Genomic DNA, 16,769 nt, shown 5'->3' with positions numbered 1-16,769 from the left:
GCGATCCCTGTGGGAGCGGCCTTGTGTCGCGAAAGGGCTGCAAAGCAGCCCCAGCAATTTCAACTGTTGCGCATCAATCCTGGGGCCGCTTTGCGGCCCTTTCGCGACACAAGGCCGCTCCCACAGGTACAGCGACAACCTTGAGAGCAACGCTGTACCTGTGGGAGCTGGCTTGCCGGCGATGGGCCGCAAAGCGGCCCCGGCATTACCGAGCCTTGCGCGGCAAGTCGATGCTCACCCGCAAGCCACCCAGGGGGCTATCCAGCAGCGCCAGGCGCCCGCCCCAGGCCTCGACGATATCGCGCACGATGCCCAACCCTAGCCCGTGCCCGTCTACCTGCTCGTCCAGCCGCGAACCGCGCTCCAGCACCTGTTGCCGCTGGCCCTCGGGGATACCGGGGCCATCATCATCGACCCACACCTGATAGCCCTCGGCACTCGGCGCGATACCCAGCCGCACCTCGCTGTCGGCCCACTTGCAGGCGTTGTCCAGCAGGTTGCCGAGCAGCTCCAGGAAGTCCTCGCGGTCCCAAGGCAGCAGCAGCCCGGGCGGCACATCCCTGGCCAGCAGCAGGCCCTCGCCATGGATCATGCCCAGCGTCCCCAGCAACCCCGGCAGCTCGACGTCGCAGTCGAACTGCGCGCCAGGCAGCGCATCCCCGGCCAGGCGCGCACGGTTCAGCTCACGCGCCAGGCGCTGCTGAATCTGCTCCAGCTGCTCACGCATCTGCGCGCGAACATCCGGCAGGTCCTTCAGGCGCTCGCTGGAGGCCAGGCTCAGCAGCACCGCCAGTGGCGTCTTCAGTGCATGGCCCAGGTTGCCCAGGGCATTGCGCGAGCGGCGCAGGCTGTCTTCGGTATGGCTCAGCAGGTGGTTGATCTGCCCCACCAGCGGCGCCAGTTCGCTGGGCACCTCGGCATCCAGCTGCGAGCGCTGGCCCTGCTGCAACTGGGCGATCTGCTGGCGGGCCCGCTCCAGTGGCCGCAGCGAGCGGGTCACGGTGATGCGCTGCAACACCAGCACCAGGATCAGCGCCACCAGGCCCATGCCCAGGCCGATCTGTTGCAGGCGTCGGAAACCTTCGCGTACCGGTGAATAATCCTGTGCCACGCTGATCGAGATGTCCTGGCCCAGGCGCCGGTAGTCGGCACGCAGGGCAAGCAGTTGCTGGCCTTCCGGGCCGAGTTCGTGGCTGTCGGAAAGGCCCGGCGCGGCGGGCTTGGGCATGTCCAGATCCCACAGCGAACGGGAGCGCCAGGTGCCTTTATCGAAATCGATGCGGAAGTAATAGCCGGAAAACGGCCGCTGGTAGGCGGCCGAGATACGCCGCTCATCCAGCTGCAGGCCCGAAGGCCCGCGCACCAGGGCCACCAGCAGGTTTTCGCTTTCCTTGCGCAGGCCGTTCTCCAGGTAGCGCTGCAGGCCGACCTCGAACAGCCACAGGGTCAGCTGCGCCAGCACCAGGCCGACCACCACCAGCACCGCCACCAGGCCCAGGCTCAGGCGCGCCTGGATCGACTTCACGCGGCGCTCCCGGCGTAGATGTAGCCCTGCCCGCGGCGGGTCTCGATGACGCTGCGGCCCAGCTTGCGCCGCAAGTGGTTGACGTGCACTTCCAGCACGTTGGAGTCGCGCTCGGTTTCACCGTCGTAGAGGTGCTCGGCCAGGTGGCTCTTGGACAGGATCTGCTGCGGATGCAGCATGAAGTAGCGCAGCAGGCGGAACTCGGCGGCGGTCAGCTGGATATCCACGCCGTCACGGTTCACGCACTGCCGGCTTTCGTCCAGGTGCAGGCCGGCCGCTTCCAGCGTCGGCTGGTTGGCCAGGCCACGGGCACGGCGCAACAGCGCCTGGATGCGTAGCTGCAGTTCTTCGGGGTGGAAGGGTTTGCTCAGGTAGTCATCGGCCCCGGCCTTCAGCCCTTCGATACGCTCGGCCCACGAGCCACGGGCAGTAAGGATCAACACCGGCGTGGCCAGGCCGGCGGCACGCCACTGGGCCAGCACCTCCAGGCCCGGCAGGCCCGGCAGGCCAAGGTCCAGGATGATCAAATCGTAGGGTTCGCTCTGGCCCTGGTACACCGCGTCGCGGCCGTCGGCCAGCCAGTCCACGGCGTAGCCCTGGCGCTGCAGGCCGGCAGTCAGTTCATCGGCCAGCGGTACATTGTCCTCGACAAGCAACAGGCGCATTCAGTCGTCTTCCTCGTCTTTGAGCAGGGCACCGCTGCTGGCGTCGAGCTTGATCTCGCGCACCACGCCTTCAGCCGTCAGCAACTCGACTTCGTATTCGTAGCGATTGTCGTCTTCTTCCAGCTCGGCCTCCAGCAGGCGCGCCCCGGGGTGACGCCCCAGGGCGGTTTCCAGCAGATGCTCGAGCGGCAGGATGACGCCCTTCTGGCGCAGTTCCAGGGCTTCGTCCTGGTCCAGGTCGCGGGCAACGGCCAGGGAACACACGGCCAGCAGGGCCAGCGCGAGGTAGCGCGCCGGCCGCAGTAGGTGGGTCATCAGTTGTCCCGCTCGTCCTTCAGCACTTCACCGGTCTTGGCGTCCAGCGCCACGTCCCATTCGACGTTCTGCGTGTCGCGCAACTCGACCTTGTAGATGTAGCGGCCGTACTCGTCTTCAAGCTCGGAGTCGGTGACGGTGGCACCTGGGTGCTTGGCCACGGCGGCGGCTTTGAGTTCGTCCAGCGACTTGACGGTCTTGGCATTGACCAGCTTGACCACTTCATCGGGCTGCACGTCCTTGGCGATGGCAGAATGGGCACCCAGGGCAAGGGCGGCGGCTACGGTGAACAGGGCAGTCATGTGTTTCATCGTTCTTCTCTCCTGAGAACTGTGCAAGTTGTCTACGGGGTTAAGATTAACCACCGGTCCTTAATTCAACCTGAAAACAACTGGCGCCATGATAGCGCAGGTCAGGCTGCTGTCTCGCCATCACCGAATCCTGCGCGGCCCCTGTGGGAGCGGGCTTGCCCGCGAACACCGGCGCAGCCGGTGCCATACACCGCGCTGGGCCATTCGCGGGCGCGCCCGCTCCCACAGGGAATGTGACATGCTCTAGAACCTTGTTCCCTATGCGACAGCGCAACCCGATGGGCCGGGCAATCTCCTGCAGGCCCTGTGCATGCCTTGAACCCTTTACAATGACTCGCCTGCAGCCCAAGAGATCCGCCATGAGCGCCATTCACATCAAATACCCCGCCCTCACCTTCAAGGCCGGCCAACGTGCCTTGCGGCAGGTCCGCGAGCGCGGCCTGCAGGCGGCCGATGTCGGTGTGCTGCCGGGTGCGGCTGGCGGGCCGAAGCCGCTGGGCATCCAGGGCCTGGACCTGGCGCTGTTCGGTGAGTGGCTGCCGTCGGCACCACGCCAACGTGCGCTGATCGGCGCCTCGATCGGCGCCTGGCGCTTCGCCAGTGCCTGCCTCGACGACCCGGTCGCAGGTATCCGTCGCCTGGGCGAACTGTACACCGAGCAGGATTTCGCCAAGGGCGTCACCCCGGCCGAAATCAGCCGCAGCTGCCAACACATGCTCGACAACCTGCTGCAAGGCCGCGACGGCCAACTGCTGGCCAACCCGCACTATCGCCTGAACATCCTGGTAGTGAAGAGCCATGGCCAGCTCGCCCACGACCATCGCGGCCGCCTGGGCCTCGGCCTGGGTTCGGTGATCGCCAGCAACCTGCTCGGCCGTTCGCGCCTGGCCCGGCACTTCGAGCGCATCATCCTGCACGACGGCCGCGCCACGCCTCCGCTCGACGCACTGACCGACTTCCCCTCGCGCTGCCTGCCGCTGGACCAGGCCAACCTGCGCCATGCCTTGCTCGCCTCGGGGTCCATCCCCATGGTCATGGAAGGTGTGAAAGACATCCCAGGCGCAGGTGCAGGCACCTACCGCGACGGCGGCCTGCTGGACTACCACCTCGACCTGCCCTACCGCGGCGACGACCTGGTGCTGTACCCGCACTTCACCGACAAGGTCGTACCCGGCTGGTTCGACAAGGCCCTGCCCTGGCGCAAGGGCGATGCCACCCGCCTGCAGAACGTGCTGCTGATGACACCCTCGCCGCAGTACCTGGCGGCTCTGCCCTACGGCAAGCTGCCCGACCGCAACGACTTCAAGCGTTTCATGGGCGATGCGCCTGGCCGCAAGCGCTACTGGTACAAGGCCATTGCCGAGAGCCAGCGGCTGGGCGACGAGCTGCTGGAGCTGATTGCCACCGGGCGGTTGCATGAACGCCTGCAAGCCTTGTAGCGGCCATGCTGGTAGACTGCGCGCATTCTTGATTCACATAGAGTTATGACAGCGTGGAAATCTTCAAGGAATTCACATTCGAATCGGCCCACCGCCTGCCGCACGTCCCTGCCGGGCACAAATGCGGTCGCCTGCACGGCCACTCGTTCAAGGTCGGCCTGCACCTGACCGGCCCGCTCGACCCGCACACCGGCTGGATCCGCGATTTCGCCGAGATCAAGGCGATCTTCAAGCCGATCTACGAGCAACTGGACCATAACTACCTGAACGACATCCCGGGCCTGGAAAACCCCACCAGCGAAGTGATCGCCAAGTGGATCTGGGACCAGGTCAAGCCGCTGCTGCCGGAACTGTCGAAGGTCCGCATCCACGAGACCTGCACCAGCGGCTGCGAGTACAGCGGCGACTGAACCCCGGCAAGGGCGCTGTAGCAGCGCCCTTGCGCCCCCTAGAACCTGGCCGAGGTTTCCAGCACCTGCACAGTCAGGGATCCTTCCTCACCCAGCGCCTGCGTACCCAGCCTGCGTTCGCTGCGATCAGCCAGCTTCACGACTCGGCCACTGCTGTGCCTGAGTTTCACGTTGGCCACAGTTGCCCCCACCTGCAAGGTAGCCGGGTCCAACCCGTCCAGATGCCAGAGAAAATCCGCCTCCGCACGAACCGATTGCCAGCGCTGCGCCAGGCTCATGGTCCAGCCTGTCTGTTTGCGCAAGGTGAAGTTCAGGCGCCGACCACGCTCGTCAAGCGGCCAGATCTCATACGCATACACCCCGTTATCGAGGTAAGCGGCAAACCAGAAACGCTCGCATGCCGGTCGGGTTTCATCGTCGCGCCAACGCGTGCCCAACGAATCGGTCTGCTCCACACTCAACCTTGCCCGTGGGTTCCACTCCCAGCCTTCGTCAAAGCGAGCTGCCACCAAGCCTTGCACGCCGTCCGCGGAGCCGGCAGGGCCGGCTGGCGCCTCGTCGGGCCGCCAGCACAAACTGGCGATGAAACTGTGCTCTGCCTTGAACACATGACTGCTGCCCGCCCGCTGCAGGCCCGTGCCCCAGGCGACATCGCGCGCTTCATGGGCGTAGTCCAGCACTTCTAGGGCCATCAGTCCTGGCTCGCCAGTCAGCGTGTTTATCAGCCACGCCTCCCGGTTGGCGATGCGCCTGGCCCGTTGCCCGGCGGCGTCGACCAGAACGACATTGCATAACCGCGCCCCGCGCTTGATATCGTTGTGGTTGATACCCGAAAGGTTCCACAGGTGCTGCGGATCGGTCAGATGCTGACGCCCGGCCGCCGCCTCGGTCTGGTCCTTCACGCCCGCATAGCCTGCAAAGCCTGACAGCACCCCCGGCTTACTGTAGACAATCCGGTTCAGCGGTTTCCAGTTCCGGTCATAAGGCCGCATTTCATAGCGCAGCGTCGCCCCGGTCCGTTCCGTACCGCTGACATAGGCTCCGAACCAGAACAGCTCGCCATACACATGACTGGGCAAGGTGTAGCTCCATGGCTCCAGCCGCAATGGCCCGGTGCCTTCGGGCTCGGCCCGCAGATACCGGTACCAGTGGTCATTGTGAAACCCGGCCCCGCCATAATGCAGCCACATGGGGGCAAGCCTGGCGGTCGAAGCGTCCCACTGATCGGGATGCAGGAGCTCATCGCCCAGCTGCCACCAGCAGCGAGCCAAAAAGGAAAATTCCGGGTGGTAGACATATTCGCTCATGGGCGCTTCCTATGCATGGAAAACGCCGGACACTACGCGAGCGATGCCGCCCGAAATCAGCGGGAAACAGCCTACTCCAAAGCCTGTTGCAGGAACGCCGGGGCGATGTAGCGCTGGTAATGCGCCTCGGACAGCAGGAAGAACTCGCGGTCGATGGCGTCGCGCAACTGCGGCAGCTCCCAGTCGCGGAATTCCGGCAACAGCACCATGCCATAGGCCTCCAGATCACGGATCATCCGAGCCCCACGGGCAATCAGCTGGTACGCCCAGCAATATTCCGACTGCTGCTCGACAAAGCGGATGGAACGCTGCTCCAGTTGCTGGCGCAGCAGGCCTTTGTCGAACACCTCCAGCTTGGCCATCATCACCTGCACCAGCAGCTGCTCCAGACGCAGCCACACGGCGCGCTTCTGCGCATCGTCGTAGCCGTTCCAGTTGATCACTTCGTGGTGGAACCGCTTGCAGCCACGGCAAACCGTGTCTCCGTAAACCGTGGAGCACAGGCCGACGCAAGGGGTTTTGATGGACTTGTTGGACATGAAAAACAACAGCTTGGCGGTGGAACACGGGCTCATGTTAGCCCTTTGTCTAACCAGGGTCACTCGTTAAAGTCATCTTCGCCGCCTTACCTTCGAGCTTTTTTTGCCGTAGAATCATCCCGCCTTTTCAAAGGCAACAATGTCCGTTGGAAGCTGTTTTCAAAGCGTCACGAGCACAGTTCATCCGGTAGAACGGCGTTGGCCCGGGCCATGCATCCCTCGCATGCCCGTGCCAGCCCTCATCAGCTCCCCGTTCTGCAGGCGTAAAACTTTGAAAGCAGCTTCTGTAAGGATTCTTTGCGACTCTGGCTGGGCGGCCCACAAAGCCGTGGCAGCGCATGGGTGCATTGAATGCTGGATGAGCGTCCCGGACCCCCTTTAGGGACCACTGATGAGGGAAATAACTGTGCTTGAAGCCTACCGCAAACACATCGAAGAGCGTGCCGCCCTGGGTATCGTGCCCCAGCCGCTGAACGCCGAACAAACTGCAGGCCTGGTCGAGCTGCTGAAAAACCCGCCGGCCGGCGAAGAAGCCTTCCTCGTAGACCTGATCACCAACCGCGTACCGCCAGGGGTCGACGAAGCTGCCTACGTCAAGGCCGCTTTCCTCTCCGCCGTCGCCAAGGGCGAAGCCAAGTCGCCTCTGATCGACCGCAAGCACGCCACCGAACTGCTGGGCACCATGCAGGGCGGCTACAACATCGAAACGCTGGTCGCACTGCTGGATGACGCCGAATTGGGCGCCGTCGCGGCCGAACAGCTCAAGCACACCCTGCTGATGTTCGATGCCTTCCACGACGTGGCCGAAAAAGCCAAGGCCGGCAACGTTCACGCCAAGGCCGTGCTGGAATCCTGGGCTGCCGGCGAGTGGTTCACCTCGCGTCCGGCCATCGCCGACAAGTACACCCTGACCGTGTTCAAGGTGCCTGGCGAAACCAACACCGACGACCTGTCCCCTGCCCCGGACGCCTGGTCGCGCCCTGACATCCCGCTGCACGCCCTGGCCATGCTGAAAATGGCCCGCGACGGCATCGAGCCGCAGCAGCCTGGTTCGGTCGGCCCGCTGGCCCAGATCGAAGCCGTCAAGGCCAAGGGCTTCCAGGTTGCCTACGTCGGTGACGTGGTCGGTACCGGTTCCTCGCGTAAATCCGCCACCAACTCGGTGCTGTGGTTCTTCGGCGACGACATCCCGTACGTGCCGAACAAGCGCGCCGGTGGCTTCTGCTTCGGCACCAAGATTGCCCCGATCTTCTACAACACCATGGAAGACGCCGGCGCCCTGCCGATCGAATTCGACTGCACCAACCTGGCCATGGGCGACGTCATCGACGTTTACCCGTTCAAGGGCGAAGTGCGCCGTCACGGCAGCGACGAACTGGTCACCAACTTCGAGCTGAAAACCGAAGTGCTGCTGGATGAAGTCCGCGCTGGCGGCCGTATCCCGCTGATCGTCGGCCGTGGCCTGACCGAAAAAGCCCGTGCCGAACTGGGCCTGGGTGCTTCCGACCTGTTCAAGAAGCCGGAGCAGCCTGCCGATTCGGGCAAGGGCTTCACCCTGGCACAGAAAATGGTCGGCCGTGCCTGCGGCCTGCCAGAAGGCCAGGGCGTGCGCCCAGGTGCCTACTGCGAGCCGAAGATGACCACCGTCGGTTCCCAGGACACCACTGGCCCGATGACCCGCGACGAGCTGAAAGACCTGGCGTGCCTGGGCTTCTCCGCTGACCTGGTGATGCAGTCGTTCTGCCACACCGCGGCCTATCCGAAGCCGATCGACGTCACCACCCACCACACCCTGCCAGACTTCATCCGCACCCGTGGCGGCGTGTCGCTGCGCCCGGGCGACGGCATCATCCACAGCTGGCTGAACCGCATGCTGATGCCTGACACCGTGGGTACCGGTGGCGACTCGCACACCCGCTTCCCGATCGGCATCTCGTTCCCGGCAGGTTCCGGCCTGGTGGCCTTCGCCGCCGCCACCGGCGTCATGCCGCTGGACATGCCAGAGTCGATCCTGGTGCGCTTCAAGGGCAAACTGCAGCCAGGCATCACCCTGCGTGACCTGGTTCATGCCATCCCTTACTACGCCATCCAGAAGGGCCTGCTGACCGTCGAGAAGAAAGGCAAGAAAAACGCCTTCTCCGGCCGCATCCTCGAGATCGAAGGCCTGAACGATCTGACCGTCGAGCAAGCCTTCGAGCTGTCCGACGCCTCGGCCGAGCGTTCCGCTGCCGGTTGCACCATCAAGCTGCCAGAAAAGGCCATCGCCGAGTACCTGCAGTCCAACATCACCCTGCTGCGCTGGATGATCGGCGAAGGCTACGGCGATGCCCGCACCCTGGAGCGCCGCGCCCAGGCCATGGAAGCCTGGCTGGCCAAGCCTGAGCTGCTGTCGGCCGACGCCGATGCCGAATACGCCGAAATCATCGAAATCGACCTGGCCGACGTGAAAGAGCCTGTGCTCTGCGCGCCGAACGACCCGGACGATGCCCGCCTGCTGTCTTCGGTACAGGGCGAGAAGATCGACGAAGTGTTCATCGGTTCGTGCATGACCAACATCGGCCACTTCCGCGCTGCCGGCAAGCTGCTGGACAAGGTCAAGGGCGGTATCCCGACCCGTCTGTGGCTGGCTCCGCCAACCAAGATGGACGCTCACCAGCTGACCGAAGAAGGCTACTACGGCATCTACGGCAAGGCTGGCGCGCGCATGGAAATGCCAGGCTGCTCGCTGTGCATGGGTAACCAGGCACGTGTGCAGACCGGTTCGACCGTGGTCTCCACCTCGACCCGTAACTTCCCGAACCGTCTGGGCGACGCCACCAACGTGTACCTGGCATCGGCCGAGCTGGCTGCTGTCGCTTCGATCATCGGCAAGCTGCCGACCGTTGAAGAGTACATGCAGTACGCGAAGGACATCGACAGCATGGCTGCCGACGTTTACCGCTACCTGAGCTTCGACCAGATCGCCGAGTTCCGCGAAGCGGCAGCCAACGCCAAGATCCCGGTGGTTCAGGCGTAAGCTGAGCGGCAAGTTGTAAGCTGCAAGCTACAAGAAGAAGCCCTGGCAGAGATGCCGGGGCTTTTTTGTGGGGGTTGTGTCGGCTTTACCGGCCTCTTCGCGGGCTTGCCCGCTCCCACAGGTACCCCACTGCCATCAGGCCTGCGTTGTGCCTGTGGGAGCGGGCAAGCCCGCGAAGAGGCCGATTCAGATCACGAACAAATCCACAAACCTGTGCACCGCCATCTGTTCCAGCTTTTGCTGGTCCTTGCACACCTCAAGAATCTCCCCACACCGCTGCCGCGCAAAGCGCGTCGCCAGGTTGTCCCTGAACTTGGCCTCCAGCAACGGTATGCCCTCCCCTCGCCGCCGGCGATGCCCGATCGGGTATTCCACCACCACCTGCTCGGTACTGCTGCCATCCTTGAAGAACACCTGCAGCGCGTTGGCGATCGAGCGTTTGTCCGGCTCCAGGTACTCACGGCTGAAGCGCGGGTCTTCAACCACCTCCATCTTCTCGCGCAGGCGGTCGATGCTTGGGTGGTTGGCATGGAAGGTGTCTTCGTAATGCTCGGCCACCAGATGACCGAAAATAAGCGGCACCGCCACCATGTACTGCAGGCAGTGATCGCGGTCGGCAGCATTGGCCAGCGGGCCGCTCTTGGAAATGATGCGGACCGCCGACTCCTGGGTGGTAATGACGATACGGTCGATTTCGTGCAGGCGGTTACGCACCAGTGGATGCAGGGTTACCGCTGCCTCGCAGGCGGTCTGGGCGTGGAACTCGGCCGGGAAACTGACCTTGAACAGCACGTTTTCCATCACGTAGCTACCCAGGGCCTGCGGCACGCGCAGCTCTTGCTGCTCGGACGGCTTGAGCGCGAGGTCCTTGTTGGTGTGGCTGAACAGCACATCATAGAAGCCCCACTGCGGCGCGGTGAGCACGCCCGGCACGCCCATCTCGCCACGCAGGGCAATATCGGCCAGGCGCACGCCACGGCTGGAAGCATCACCGGCGGCCCACGACTTGCGCGAACCGGCGTTGGGCGCATGGCGGTAGGTACGCAGCGCCTGGCCGTCGACGAAGGCGTGGGACAAGGCGCTCAGCATCTGCTCACGGTTGGCCCCCATCAGCCTGGCGCACACGGCGGTGGAGGCCACCTTGACCAGTATCACGTGGTCGAGGCCAACGCGGTTGAAGGCATTTTCCAGCGCCAGCACGCCCTGGATCTCGTGAGCCATGACCATGGCTTCGAGCACATCGCGCATCAACAGTGGCGTTTCACCTGCGGCCACGCGCTTCTGCGACAGATGATCGGCAACCGCCAGGATGCCGCCGAGGTTGTCCGAGGGGTGGGCCCATTCGGCGGCCAGCCAGGTATCGTTGTAGTCCAGCCAACGTACCGTGCAGCCGATGTCCCAGGCGGCCTTGACCGGGTCGAGGCGGTAGGCGGTGCCGGGCACGCGGGCACCATTGGGCACCACCGTACCTTCCACCTGGGGGCCTAGCAGCTTGGTGCATTCGGGGAAGCGCAGGGCCAGCAGGCCGCAGCCGAGGGTATCCATCAGGCAGTTGCGCGCGGTGTCCAGGGCTTCGGCGGATTCGACCCGGTACGTGAGGGCGTAATCGGCGAGGGTTTGCAGCACCCGGTCGTAGTCCGGGCGGGCGTTGAGGTCTACGTTGGCGCTCATATCCAGCTCCGTTCAGAATTGCCGGGGCTGCTGTGCAGCCCTTCGCGGGCTCGCCCGCTCCCACAAGTACACCACAGCCTTCGGAACCTGTGATTACCTGTGGGAGCGGGCAAGCCCGCGAAGGGGCACAAAGCGGCCCCAACGAACTAAAGCCGAGCGCCAGTGGTGCGTTAGAAGCTATCGCCAGGCACGCGAACCCAGCCCTCCATCAGCACGCGAGCACTGCGGCTCATGATTGCCTTGGTCACTGTCCATTCACCATTCACCTGGCGCGCCTCGGCCCCCACCCGCAGGGTGCCCGAGGGGTGGCCGAAACGCACGGCGCTGCGCTCGCCCCCGCCTGCGGCGAGGTTGACCAGCGTGCCCGGAATGGCCGCCGCGGTGCCGATGGCCACCGCGGCCGTTCCCATCATTGCATGGTGCAGCTTGCCCATCGACAAGGCCCGCACCAGCAGGTCGATATCACCCGCCTGCACCGCTTTGCCACTGGACGCAGTGTAGGTGCTCGGCGGCGCGACGAAAGCCACTTTCGGCGTGTGCTGACGCCCGGCAGCCTGGTCGACGTTGTCGATCAGGCCCATGCGCACGGCGCCATAGGCGCGAATTGTCTCGAAGCGCAGCAGCGCCTGCGGGTCGCCGTTGATGGCGTCCTGCAGTTCGGTGCCGGTGTAGCCGATATCCGCCGCATTGACGAAGATGGTCGGGATGCCGGCATTGATCAGGGTCGCCTTGAACGTACCGACACCTGGCACCTCGAGATCATCGACCAGGTTGCCGGTGGGGAACATCGCCCCGCCGTCGCCATCTTCGTCGGCCGCCGGGTCGAGGAACTCAAGCTGCACCTCGGCGGCCGGGAAGGTCACCCCGTCCAGCTCGAAGTCGCCGGTTTCCTGCACTTCACCTTCGGTGATCGGCACATGGGCGATGATGGTCTTGCCGATGTTGGCCTGCCAGATGCGCACGGTGGCGATGCCGTTGCGCGGAATGCGCGCCGGGTCGACCAGGCCGCTGCTGATGGCGAACGAACCGACCGCGGCGGAGAGGTTGCCGCAATTGCCGCTCCAGTCGACAAAGGCCTTGTCGATGCTGACCTGGCCGAACAGGTAGTCGACATCGTGTTCAGGCTTGATGCTTTGCGACAGGATCACGGTCTTGCTGGTGCTCGAAGTGGCACCGCCCATGCCGTCGATCTGCTTGCCATAAGGGTCGGGGCTGCCGATCACCCGCAGCAGCAGTGCATCACGGGCTGGGCCGGGGATCTGCGCCTGCTCGGGCAGGTCTTGCAGGCGGAAGAACACGCCTTTGCTGGTGCCGCCACGGATGTAGGTGGCGGGGATTTTTACTTGCGGTACATGAGCCATGGATGTGCTGTCCTGTCTGATAGGCATAAAAACCCGGGGCTGCCATGCAGCCCATCGCCGGCAAGCCAGCTCCCACAGGAACCCAGCTGGCTGCAGGATGTGCAATCCCTGTGGGAGCTGGCTTGCCGGCGATGGGCCGCAAAGCGGCCCCCTGCAATTAGGCGGTCGCTTCGAGGAAGTCCTGGGCGAAGCGTTGCAGCACCCCGCCGGCCTCGTAGATCGACACCTCCTCGGCGGTGTCCAGGCGGCAGGTCACCGGTACCTCCAGGCGCTCGCCGTTGGCGCGGGTAACCACCAGGGTCAGCGTCGCCCGCGGCGTACGCGCGCCCAGTACGTCATAGGTCTCGCTGCCATCCAGGCCGAGGGTCTTGCGGTCGGTGCCCGGCTTGAACTCCAGCGGCAGCACGCCCATGCCCACCAGGTTGGTACGGTGAATACGCTCGAAACCTTCGGCGACGATCGCCTCGACACCGGCCAGGCGCACACCCTTGGCCGCCCAGTCACGGGACGAACCCTGGCCGTAGTCGGCACCGGCGACGATGATCAGCGGCTGCTTGCGATCCATGTAGGTCTCGATCGCCTCCCACATGCGGGTGACCTTGCCTTCCGGCTCGATACGCGCCAGCGAGCCCTGCTTCACGCTGCCGTCTTCCTTGCGCACCATTTCGTTGAACAGCTTGGGGTTGGCAAAGGTAGCGCGCTGGGCAGTCAGGTGGTCGCCACGGTGGGTAGCGTAGGAGTTGAAGTCCTCCTCCGGCAGGCCCATCTTCGCCAGGTACTCGCCGGCAGCGCTGTCGAGCATGATGGCGTTGGACGGCGACAGGTGGTCGGTGGTGATGTTGTCCGGCAGCACTGCCAGCGGGCGCATGCCGCGCAGGGTACGTTCACCGGCCAAGGCACCCTCCCAGTACGGCGGGCGGCGTATGTAGGTGCTCATCGGGCGCCAGTCGTACAGCGGCGCCACCTTCGGCCCACGGTCTTCCTCGATGGCGAACATCGGGATGTACACCTTGCGGAACTGTTCCGGCTTGACCGCGGCACGCACCACGGCGTCGATCTCTTCGTCGCTGGGCCAGATGTCCTTGAGGCGGATTTCCTTGCCGTCGACCACGCCCAGCACATCCTTCTCGATGTCGAAGCGGATGGTACCGGCGATGGCGTAGGCCACCACCAGTGGCGGCGAAGCGAGGAAGGCCTGCTTGGCATACGGGTGGATACGCCCGTCGAAGTTGCGGTTGCCCGACAGCACGGCGGTGGCGTACAGGTCACGGTCGATGATTTCTTGCTGGATCACCGGGTCCAGGGCGCCGGACATGCCGTTGCAGGTGGTGCAGGCGAAGGCGACGATGCCAAAACCGAGCTGTTCCAGCTCCTTCTCCAGCCCGACCTCTTCCAGGTACAGCTGCACGGCCTTGGAGCCAGGCGCCAGCGACGACTTGACCCACGGCTTGCGGGCCAGGCCCAGCTTGTTGGCATTGCGCGCCAGCAGGCCTGCGGCAATCACGTTGCGCGGGTTGCTGGTGTTGGTGCAGCTGGTGATGGCGGCAATGATCACCGCGCCATCAGGCATCTGCCCTGGCACTTCTTCCCAACTGCCGGCGATGCCTTTGGCCGCCAGGTCGCTGGTGGCGACGCGGGCATGCGGGTTGGACGGGCCGGCCATGTTGCGCACCACGCTCGACAGGTCGAAGCTCAGGGTGCGCTCGTAGACTGCGCCGCCCAGGCTGTCGGCCCACAGGCCGGTGGCCTTGGCATAGGTTTCCACCAGCTTGACCTGCTGCTCTTCGCGGCCGGTCAGGCGCAGGTAGTCGATGGTCTGCTGGTCGATGGCGAACATCGCCGCAGTGGCGCCATATTCCGGGGCCATGTTGGAGATGGTGGCGCGGTCGCCCAGGGTCAGGGCACGGGCGCCCTCGCCGTGGAACTCCAGGTAGGCGCCGACGACTTTCTGCTTGCGCAGGAATTCGGTCAGGGCCAGCACCAGGTCGGTGGCGGTGATGTTCGGCGCCAGCTTGCCGGTCAGCTCGACGCCGACGATTTCCGGCAGGCGCATCCACGAGGCACGGCCGAGCATCACGTTCTCGGCTTCCAGGCCACCCACGCCGATGGCGATCACGCCCAGGGCGTCGACATGCGGGGTGTGGCTGTCGGTGCCGACGCAGGTGTCCGGGTAGGCCACGCCACGGTCGTTGTGGATCACCGGCGACATCTTCTCCAGGTTGATCTGGTGCATGATGCCGTTGCCCGGCTGGATCACGTCGACGTTCTTGAACGCCTTCTTGGTCCAGTTGATGAAATGGAAGCGGTCTTCGTTGCGGCGGTCTTCGATGGCGCGGTTCTTTTCGAAGGCCTGCGGGTCGAAACCGCCGCACTCGACGGCCAGCGAGTGGTCGACGATCAGTTGCACCGGCACCACAGGGTTGACCTGGGCCGGGTCGCCGCCTTTGTCGGCAATGGCGTCACGCAGGCCGGCGAGGTCGACCAGTGCGGTCTGGCCGAGAATGTCGTGGCACACCACGCGGGCCGGGAACCACGGGAAGTCGAGGTCGCGCTTGCGCTCGATCAGCTGGCCCAGCGAGGCGTCGAGGGTAGCCGGGTCGCAGCGGCGCACCAGGTTTTCGGCAAGTACGCGAGAGGTGTAAGGCAGGCCATCGTAGGCGCCGGGCTTGATGGCCTCGACCGCCGCGCGGGCATCGAAGTAGTCCAGGTCGGTGCCTGGCAGGTGCTTGCGGAATGCAGTGTTCATATCGTTATCAGGCTCGGTCACGGTACGGTCGTGGATAGCTTTCTGGTTGCAGCCCTGTGTCAGCCGTTCCGGCCTCATCGCCGGCAAGCCGGCTCCCACAGGTATTGCACTGCTCCTGAGGCTGGTGCAGTCCCTGTGGGAGCCGGCTTGCCGGCGATGAGGCCGGAACAGGCCCCCACAGGTACGGCCTGTCAGCGCTGTTCGATCGGCACGAACTGGCGCTGCTCGACGCCGACATACTCGGCGCTCGGGCGGATGATGCGGTTGTTGGCGCGCTGTTCGAAGACGTGCGCCGCCCAGCCGGTCAGGCGCGAGCAGACGAAGATCGGGGTGAACAGCTTGGTCGGGATGCCCATGAAGTGGTACGCCGAGGCATGGTAGAAGTCGGCGTTGGGGAACAGGCGCTTCTGCTCCCACATGGTTTTGTCGATGGCTTCGGAAACCGGGTACAGCACCTTGTCACCCACTTCGTCGGCGAGCTGTTTCGACCAGCCCTTGATCACCTCGTTGCGCGGGTCGGACTCTTTGTAGATGGCATGGCCAAAGCCCATGATCTTGTCCTTGCGCTCGAGCATGCGCAGCAGCTCGGCAGTGGCTTCCTGCGGGCTCTGGAAGCGCTCGATCAGCTCCATCGCCGCCTCGTTGGCACCGCCATGCAGCGGGCCGCGCAGCGAACCGATGGCAGCGGTTACGCAGGAGTACAGGTCGGAGAGGGTCGAGGCACAGACGCGGGCGGTGAAGGTCGAGGCATTGAACTCGTGCTCGGCGTAGAGGATCAGCGACACGTTCATGACCTTGACGTGCAGCTCGCTCGGCTTCTTGCCATGCAGCAGGTGCAGGAAGTGGCCACCGAGGGTGTCTTCGTCGCTGGTGCAGTCGATACGCACGCCGTCGTGGGTGAAGCGGTACCAGTAGCACATCACCGCCGGGAACAGCGCCAGCAGGCGGTCGGTCTTGTCACGCTGGGCCTCGAAGGTCAGTTCGGGCTCCAGGGTACCCAGCACCGAGCAACCTGTGCGCATCACGTCCATCGGGTGGGCGTCACGCGGGATGCGCTCGAGCACTTCCTTCAGGGCTTGCGGCAGGTCACGCAGGCCCTTGAGCTTGCGCTTGTAGTCGGCCAGTTCGGCTTTGCTCGGCAGCTCGCCGTACAGCAGCAGATAGGCGACTTCTTCGAACTCGGCGCCCGCGGCCAGGTCACGCACGTCGTAACCACGGTAGGTCAGCCCGGCACCGGCCTGGCCCACGGTCGACAGCGCGGTCTGGCCGGCCACCTGGCCACGCAGGCCTGCGCCACTGAGTACTTTTGCTTCGGCCATGGTGTTTCTCCTTTCTTGAACTTGTTATGGAAATTTAGCTGGCTAATCAGTTTTGCCTGTGCGGGCCTCTTCGCGGGCACGCCCGCTCCTACAGGGACTGCGCGGCACTCCAGGCCTGTGGGGTCCCTGTGGGAGCGGGCGCGCC

At 64.7% G+C, this 16,769-nt stretch carries 13 protein-coding genes; 3 read left to right on the top strand and 10 right to left on the bottom strand.

From position 1 onward, the window contains the following. Nucleotides 1-205 precede the first annotated feature (205 nt). Genes B2790_RS04950 through B2790_RS04935 form a run of 4 tightly spaced genes read right to left on the bottom strand, consistent with a single transcriptional unit; the run spans nucleotide 206 to nucleotide 2,816 of the window. Nucleotides 206-1,525, bottom strand: coding sequence for a sensor histidine kinase (locus B2790_RS04950; protein WP_137163477.1), 1,320 nt, complete (start codon nucleotides 1,523-1,525; stop codon nucleotides 206-208). Next, on the bottom strand, nucleotides 1,522-2,190 hold the full coding sequence (locus tag B2790_RS04945; RefSeq protein ID WP_013971919.1) for a response regulator transcription factor: 669 nt from the start codon (nucleotides 2,188-2,190) through the stop codon (nucleotides 1,522-1,524). Before B2790_RS04945 ends, B2790_RS04950 begins: the two co-directional genes overlap by 4 nt. Beyond that, the gene (locus B2790_RS04940; RefSeq protein WP_286918374.1) at nucleotides 2,191-2,505 is read right to left on the bottom strand and encodes a PepSY domain-containing protein; all 315 of its coding nucleotides are present in this window, start codon (nucleotides 2,503-2,505) and stop codon (nucleotides 2,191-2,193) included. It lies immediately after the preceding gene. Further along, nucleotides 2,505-2,816 carry a PepSY domain-containing protein gene (locus B2790_RS04935; RefSeq protein ID WP_025338449.1) on the bottom strand — a complete coding sequence of 104 codons (312 nt, stop codon included), beginning with the start codon at nucleotides 2,814-2,816 and terminating at the stop codon, nucleotides 2,505-2,507. The genes B2790_RS04940 and B2790_RS04935 overlap by 1 nt, the downstream gene beginning before the upstream one ends. A gap of 359 nt (nucleotides 2,817-3,175) precedes the next feature. Here B2790_RS04935 and B2790_RS04930 point away from each other — a divergent pair, with 359 nt between their 5' ends. After that, on the top strand, nucleotides 3,176-4,255 hold the full coding sequence (locus B2790_RS04930; protein ID WP_075044611.1) for a patatin-like phospholipase family protein: 1,080 nt from the start codon (nucleotides 3,176-3,178) through the stop codon (nucleotides 4,253-4,255). 53 nt (nucleotides 4,256-4,308) lie between these two features. After that, the gene (queD, locus tag B2790_RS04925; RefSeq protein ID WP_025338446.1) at nucleotides 4,309-4,665 is read left to right on the top strand and encodes a 6-carboxytetrahydropterin synthase QueD; all 357 of its coding nucleotides are present in this window, start codon (nucleotides 4,309-4,311) and stop codon (nucleotides 4,663-4,665) included. 38 nt (nucleotides 4,666-4,703) lie between these two features. On the opposite strand, the gene B2790_RS04920 is transcribed toward queD, so the two are convergent. Further along, nucleotides 4,704-5,972, bottom strand: coding sequence for a hypothetical protein (locus tag B2790_RS04920; protein ID WP_274078739.1), 1,269 nt, complete (start codon nucleotides 5,970-5,972; stop codon nucleotides 4,704-4,706). Nucleotides 5,973-6,043: 71 nt separating this feature from the next. Beyond that, a complete protein-coding gene (locus tag B2790_RS04915) occupies nucleotides 6,044-6,511 on the bottom strand; it encodes a DUF1289 domain-containing protein (RefSeq protein ID WP_161795747.1) in 468 nt (155 codons plus the stop codon). A gap of 406 nt (nucleotides 6,512-6,917) precedes the next feature. Here B2790_RS04915 and acnB point away from each other — a divergent pair, with 406 nt between their 5' ends. Further along, nucleotides 6,918-9,527 carry a bifunctional aconitate hydratase 2/2-methylisocitrate dehydratase gene (gene acnB, locus B2790_RS04910; RefSeq protein ID WP_286918375.1) on the top strand — a complete coding sequence of 870 codons (2,610 nt, stop codon included), beginning with the start codon at nucleotides 6,918-6,920 and terminating at the stop codon, nucleotides 9,525-9,527. Nucleotides 9,528-9,713: 186 nt separating this feature from the next. Here the strand turns inward: acnB and prpD are convergent, their stop codons facing one another. The 4 genes from prpD to prpC all read right to left on the bottom strand — a co-directional run bounded on the left by prpD (nucleotide 9,714) and on the right by prpC (nucleotide 16,624). Then, nucleotides 9,714-11,198 (bottom strand): 2-methylcitrate dehydratase, encoded by a 1,485-nt coding sequence (gene prpD / locus B2790_RS04905; protein WP_286918373.1) that lies wholly within the window; start codon nucleotides 11,196-11,198, stop codon nucleotides 9,714-9,716. A gap of 170 nt (nucleotides 11,199-11,368) precedes the next feature. After that, nucleotides 11,369-12,559, bottom strand: a complete 1,191-nt coding sequence (gene prpF, locus B2790_RS04900) for a 2-methylaconitate cis-trans isomerase PrpF (protein WP_075044545.1) — start codon at nucleotides 12,557-12,559, stop codon at nucleotides 11,369-11,371. Between the two features lie 157 nt (nucleotides 12,560-12,716). Further along, on the bottom strand, nucleotides 12,717-15,305 hold the full coding sequence (gene acnD, locus B2790_RS04895) for a Fe/S-dependent 2-methylisocitrate dehydratase AcnD (protein WP_286918372.1): 2,589 nt from the start codon (nucleotides 15,303-15,305) through the stop codon (nucleotides 12,717-12,719). A gap of 191 nt (nucleotides 15,306-15,496) precedes the next feature. Next, on the bottom strand, nucleotides 15,497-16,624 hold the full coding sequence (gene prpC / locus B2790_RS04890) for a bifunctional 2-methylcitrate synthase/citrate synthase (RefSeq protein ID WP_013971911.1): 1,128 nt from the start codon (nucleotides 16,622-16,624) through the stop codon (nucleotides 15,497-15,499). Nucleotides 16,625-16,769 lie beyond the last annotated feature (145 nt).

Source organism: Pseudomonas sp. UBA6753, assembly GCF_002453565.1.
GTDB classification, from domain to species: domain Bacteria; phylum Pseudomonadota; class Gammaproteobacteria; order Pseudomonadales; family Pseudomonadaceae; genus Aquipseudomonas; species Aquipseudomonas putida_Z.
The sequence above is the reverse complement of the archived record's forward strand: the minus strand, read 5'-3'. Positions and strand labels throughout refer to the sequence as shown.

What these genes read in the sequence shown, in the direction of transcription:
- B2790_RS04940 (WP_286918374.1), bottom strand. Translation starts at nt 2,505, where the DNA reads ATGACCCACCTACTGCGGCCGGCGCGCTACCTCGCGCTGGCCCTGCTG.
- B2790_RS04945 (WP_013971919.1), bottom strand. Translation starts at nt 2,190, where the DNA reads ATGCGCCTGTTGCTTGTCGAGGACAATGTACCGCTGGCCGATGAACTG.
- prpC (WP_013971911.1), bottom strand. Translation starts at nt 16,624, where the DNA reads ATGGCCGAAGCAAAAGTACTCAGTGGCGCAGGCCTGCGTGGCCAGGTG.
- acnD (WP_286918372.1), bottom strand. Translation starts at nt 15,305, where the DNA reads ATGAACACTGCATTCCGCAAGCACCTGCCAGGCACCGACCTGGACTAC.
- prpF (WP_075044545.1), bottom strand. Translation starts at nt 12,559, where the DNA reads ATGGCTCATGTACCGCAAGTAAAAATCCCCGCCACCTACATCCGTGGC.
- B2790_RS04920 (WP_274078739.1), bottom strand. Translation starts at nt 5,972, where the DNA reads ATGAGCGAATATGTCTACCACCCGGAATTTTCCTTTTTGGCTCGCTGC.
- prpD (WP_286918373.1), bottom strand. Translation starts at nt 11,198, where the DNA reads ATGAGCGCCAACGTAGACCTCAACGCCCGCCCGGACTACGACCGGGTG.
- B2790_RS04930 (WP_075044611.1), top strand. Translation starts at nt 3,176, where the DNA reads ATGAGCGCCATTCACATCAAATACCCCGCCCTCACCTTCAAGGCCGGC.
- B2790_RS04935 (WP_025338449.1), bottom strand. Translation starts at nt 2,816, where the DNA reads ATGAAACACATGACTGCCCTGTTCACCGTAGCCGCCGCCCTTGCCCTG.
- B2790_RS04915 (WP_161795747.1), bottom strand. Translation starts at nt 6,511, where the DNA reads ATGTCCAACAAGTCCATCAAAACCCCTTGCGTCGGCCTGTGCTCCACG.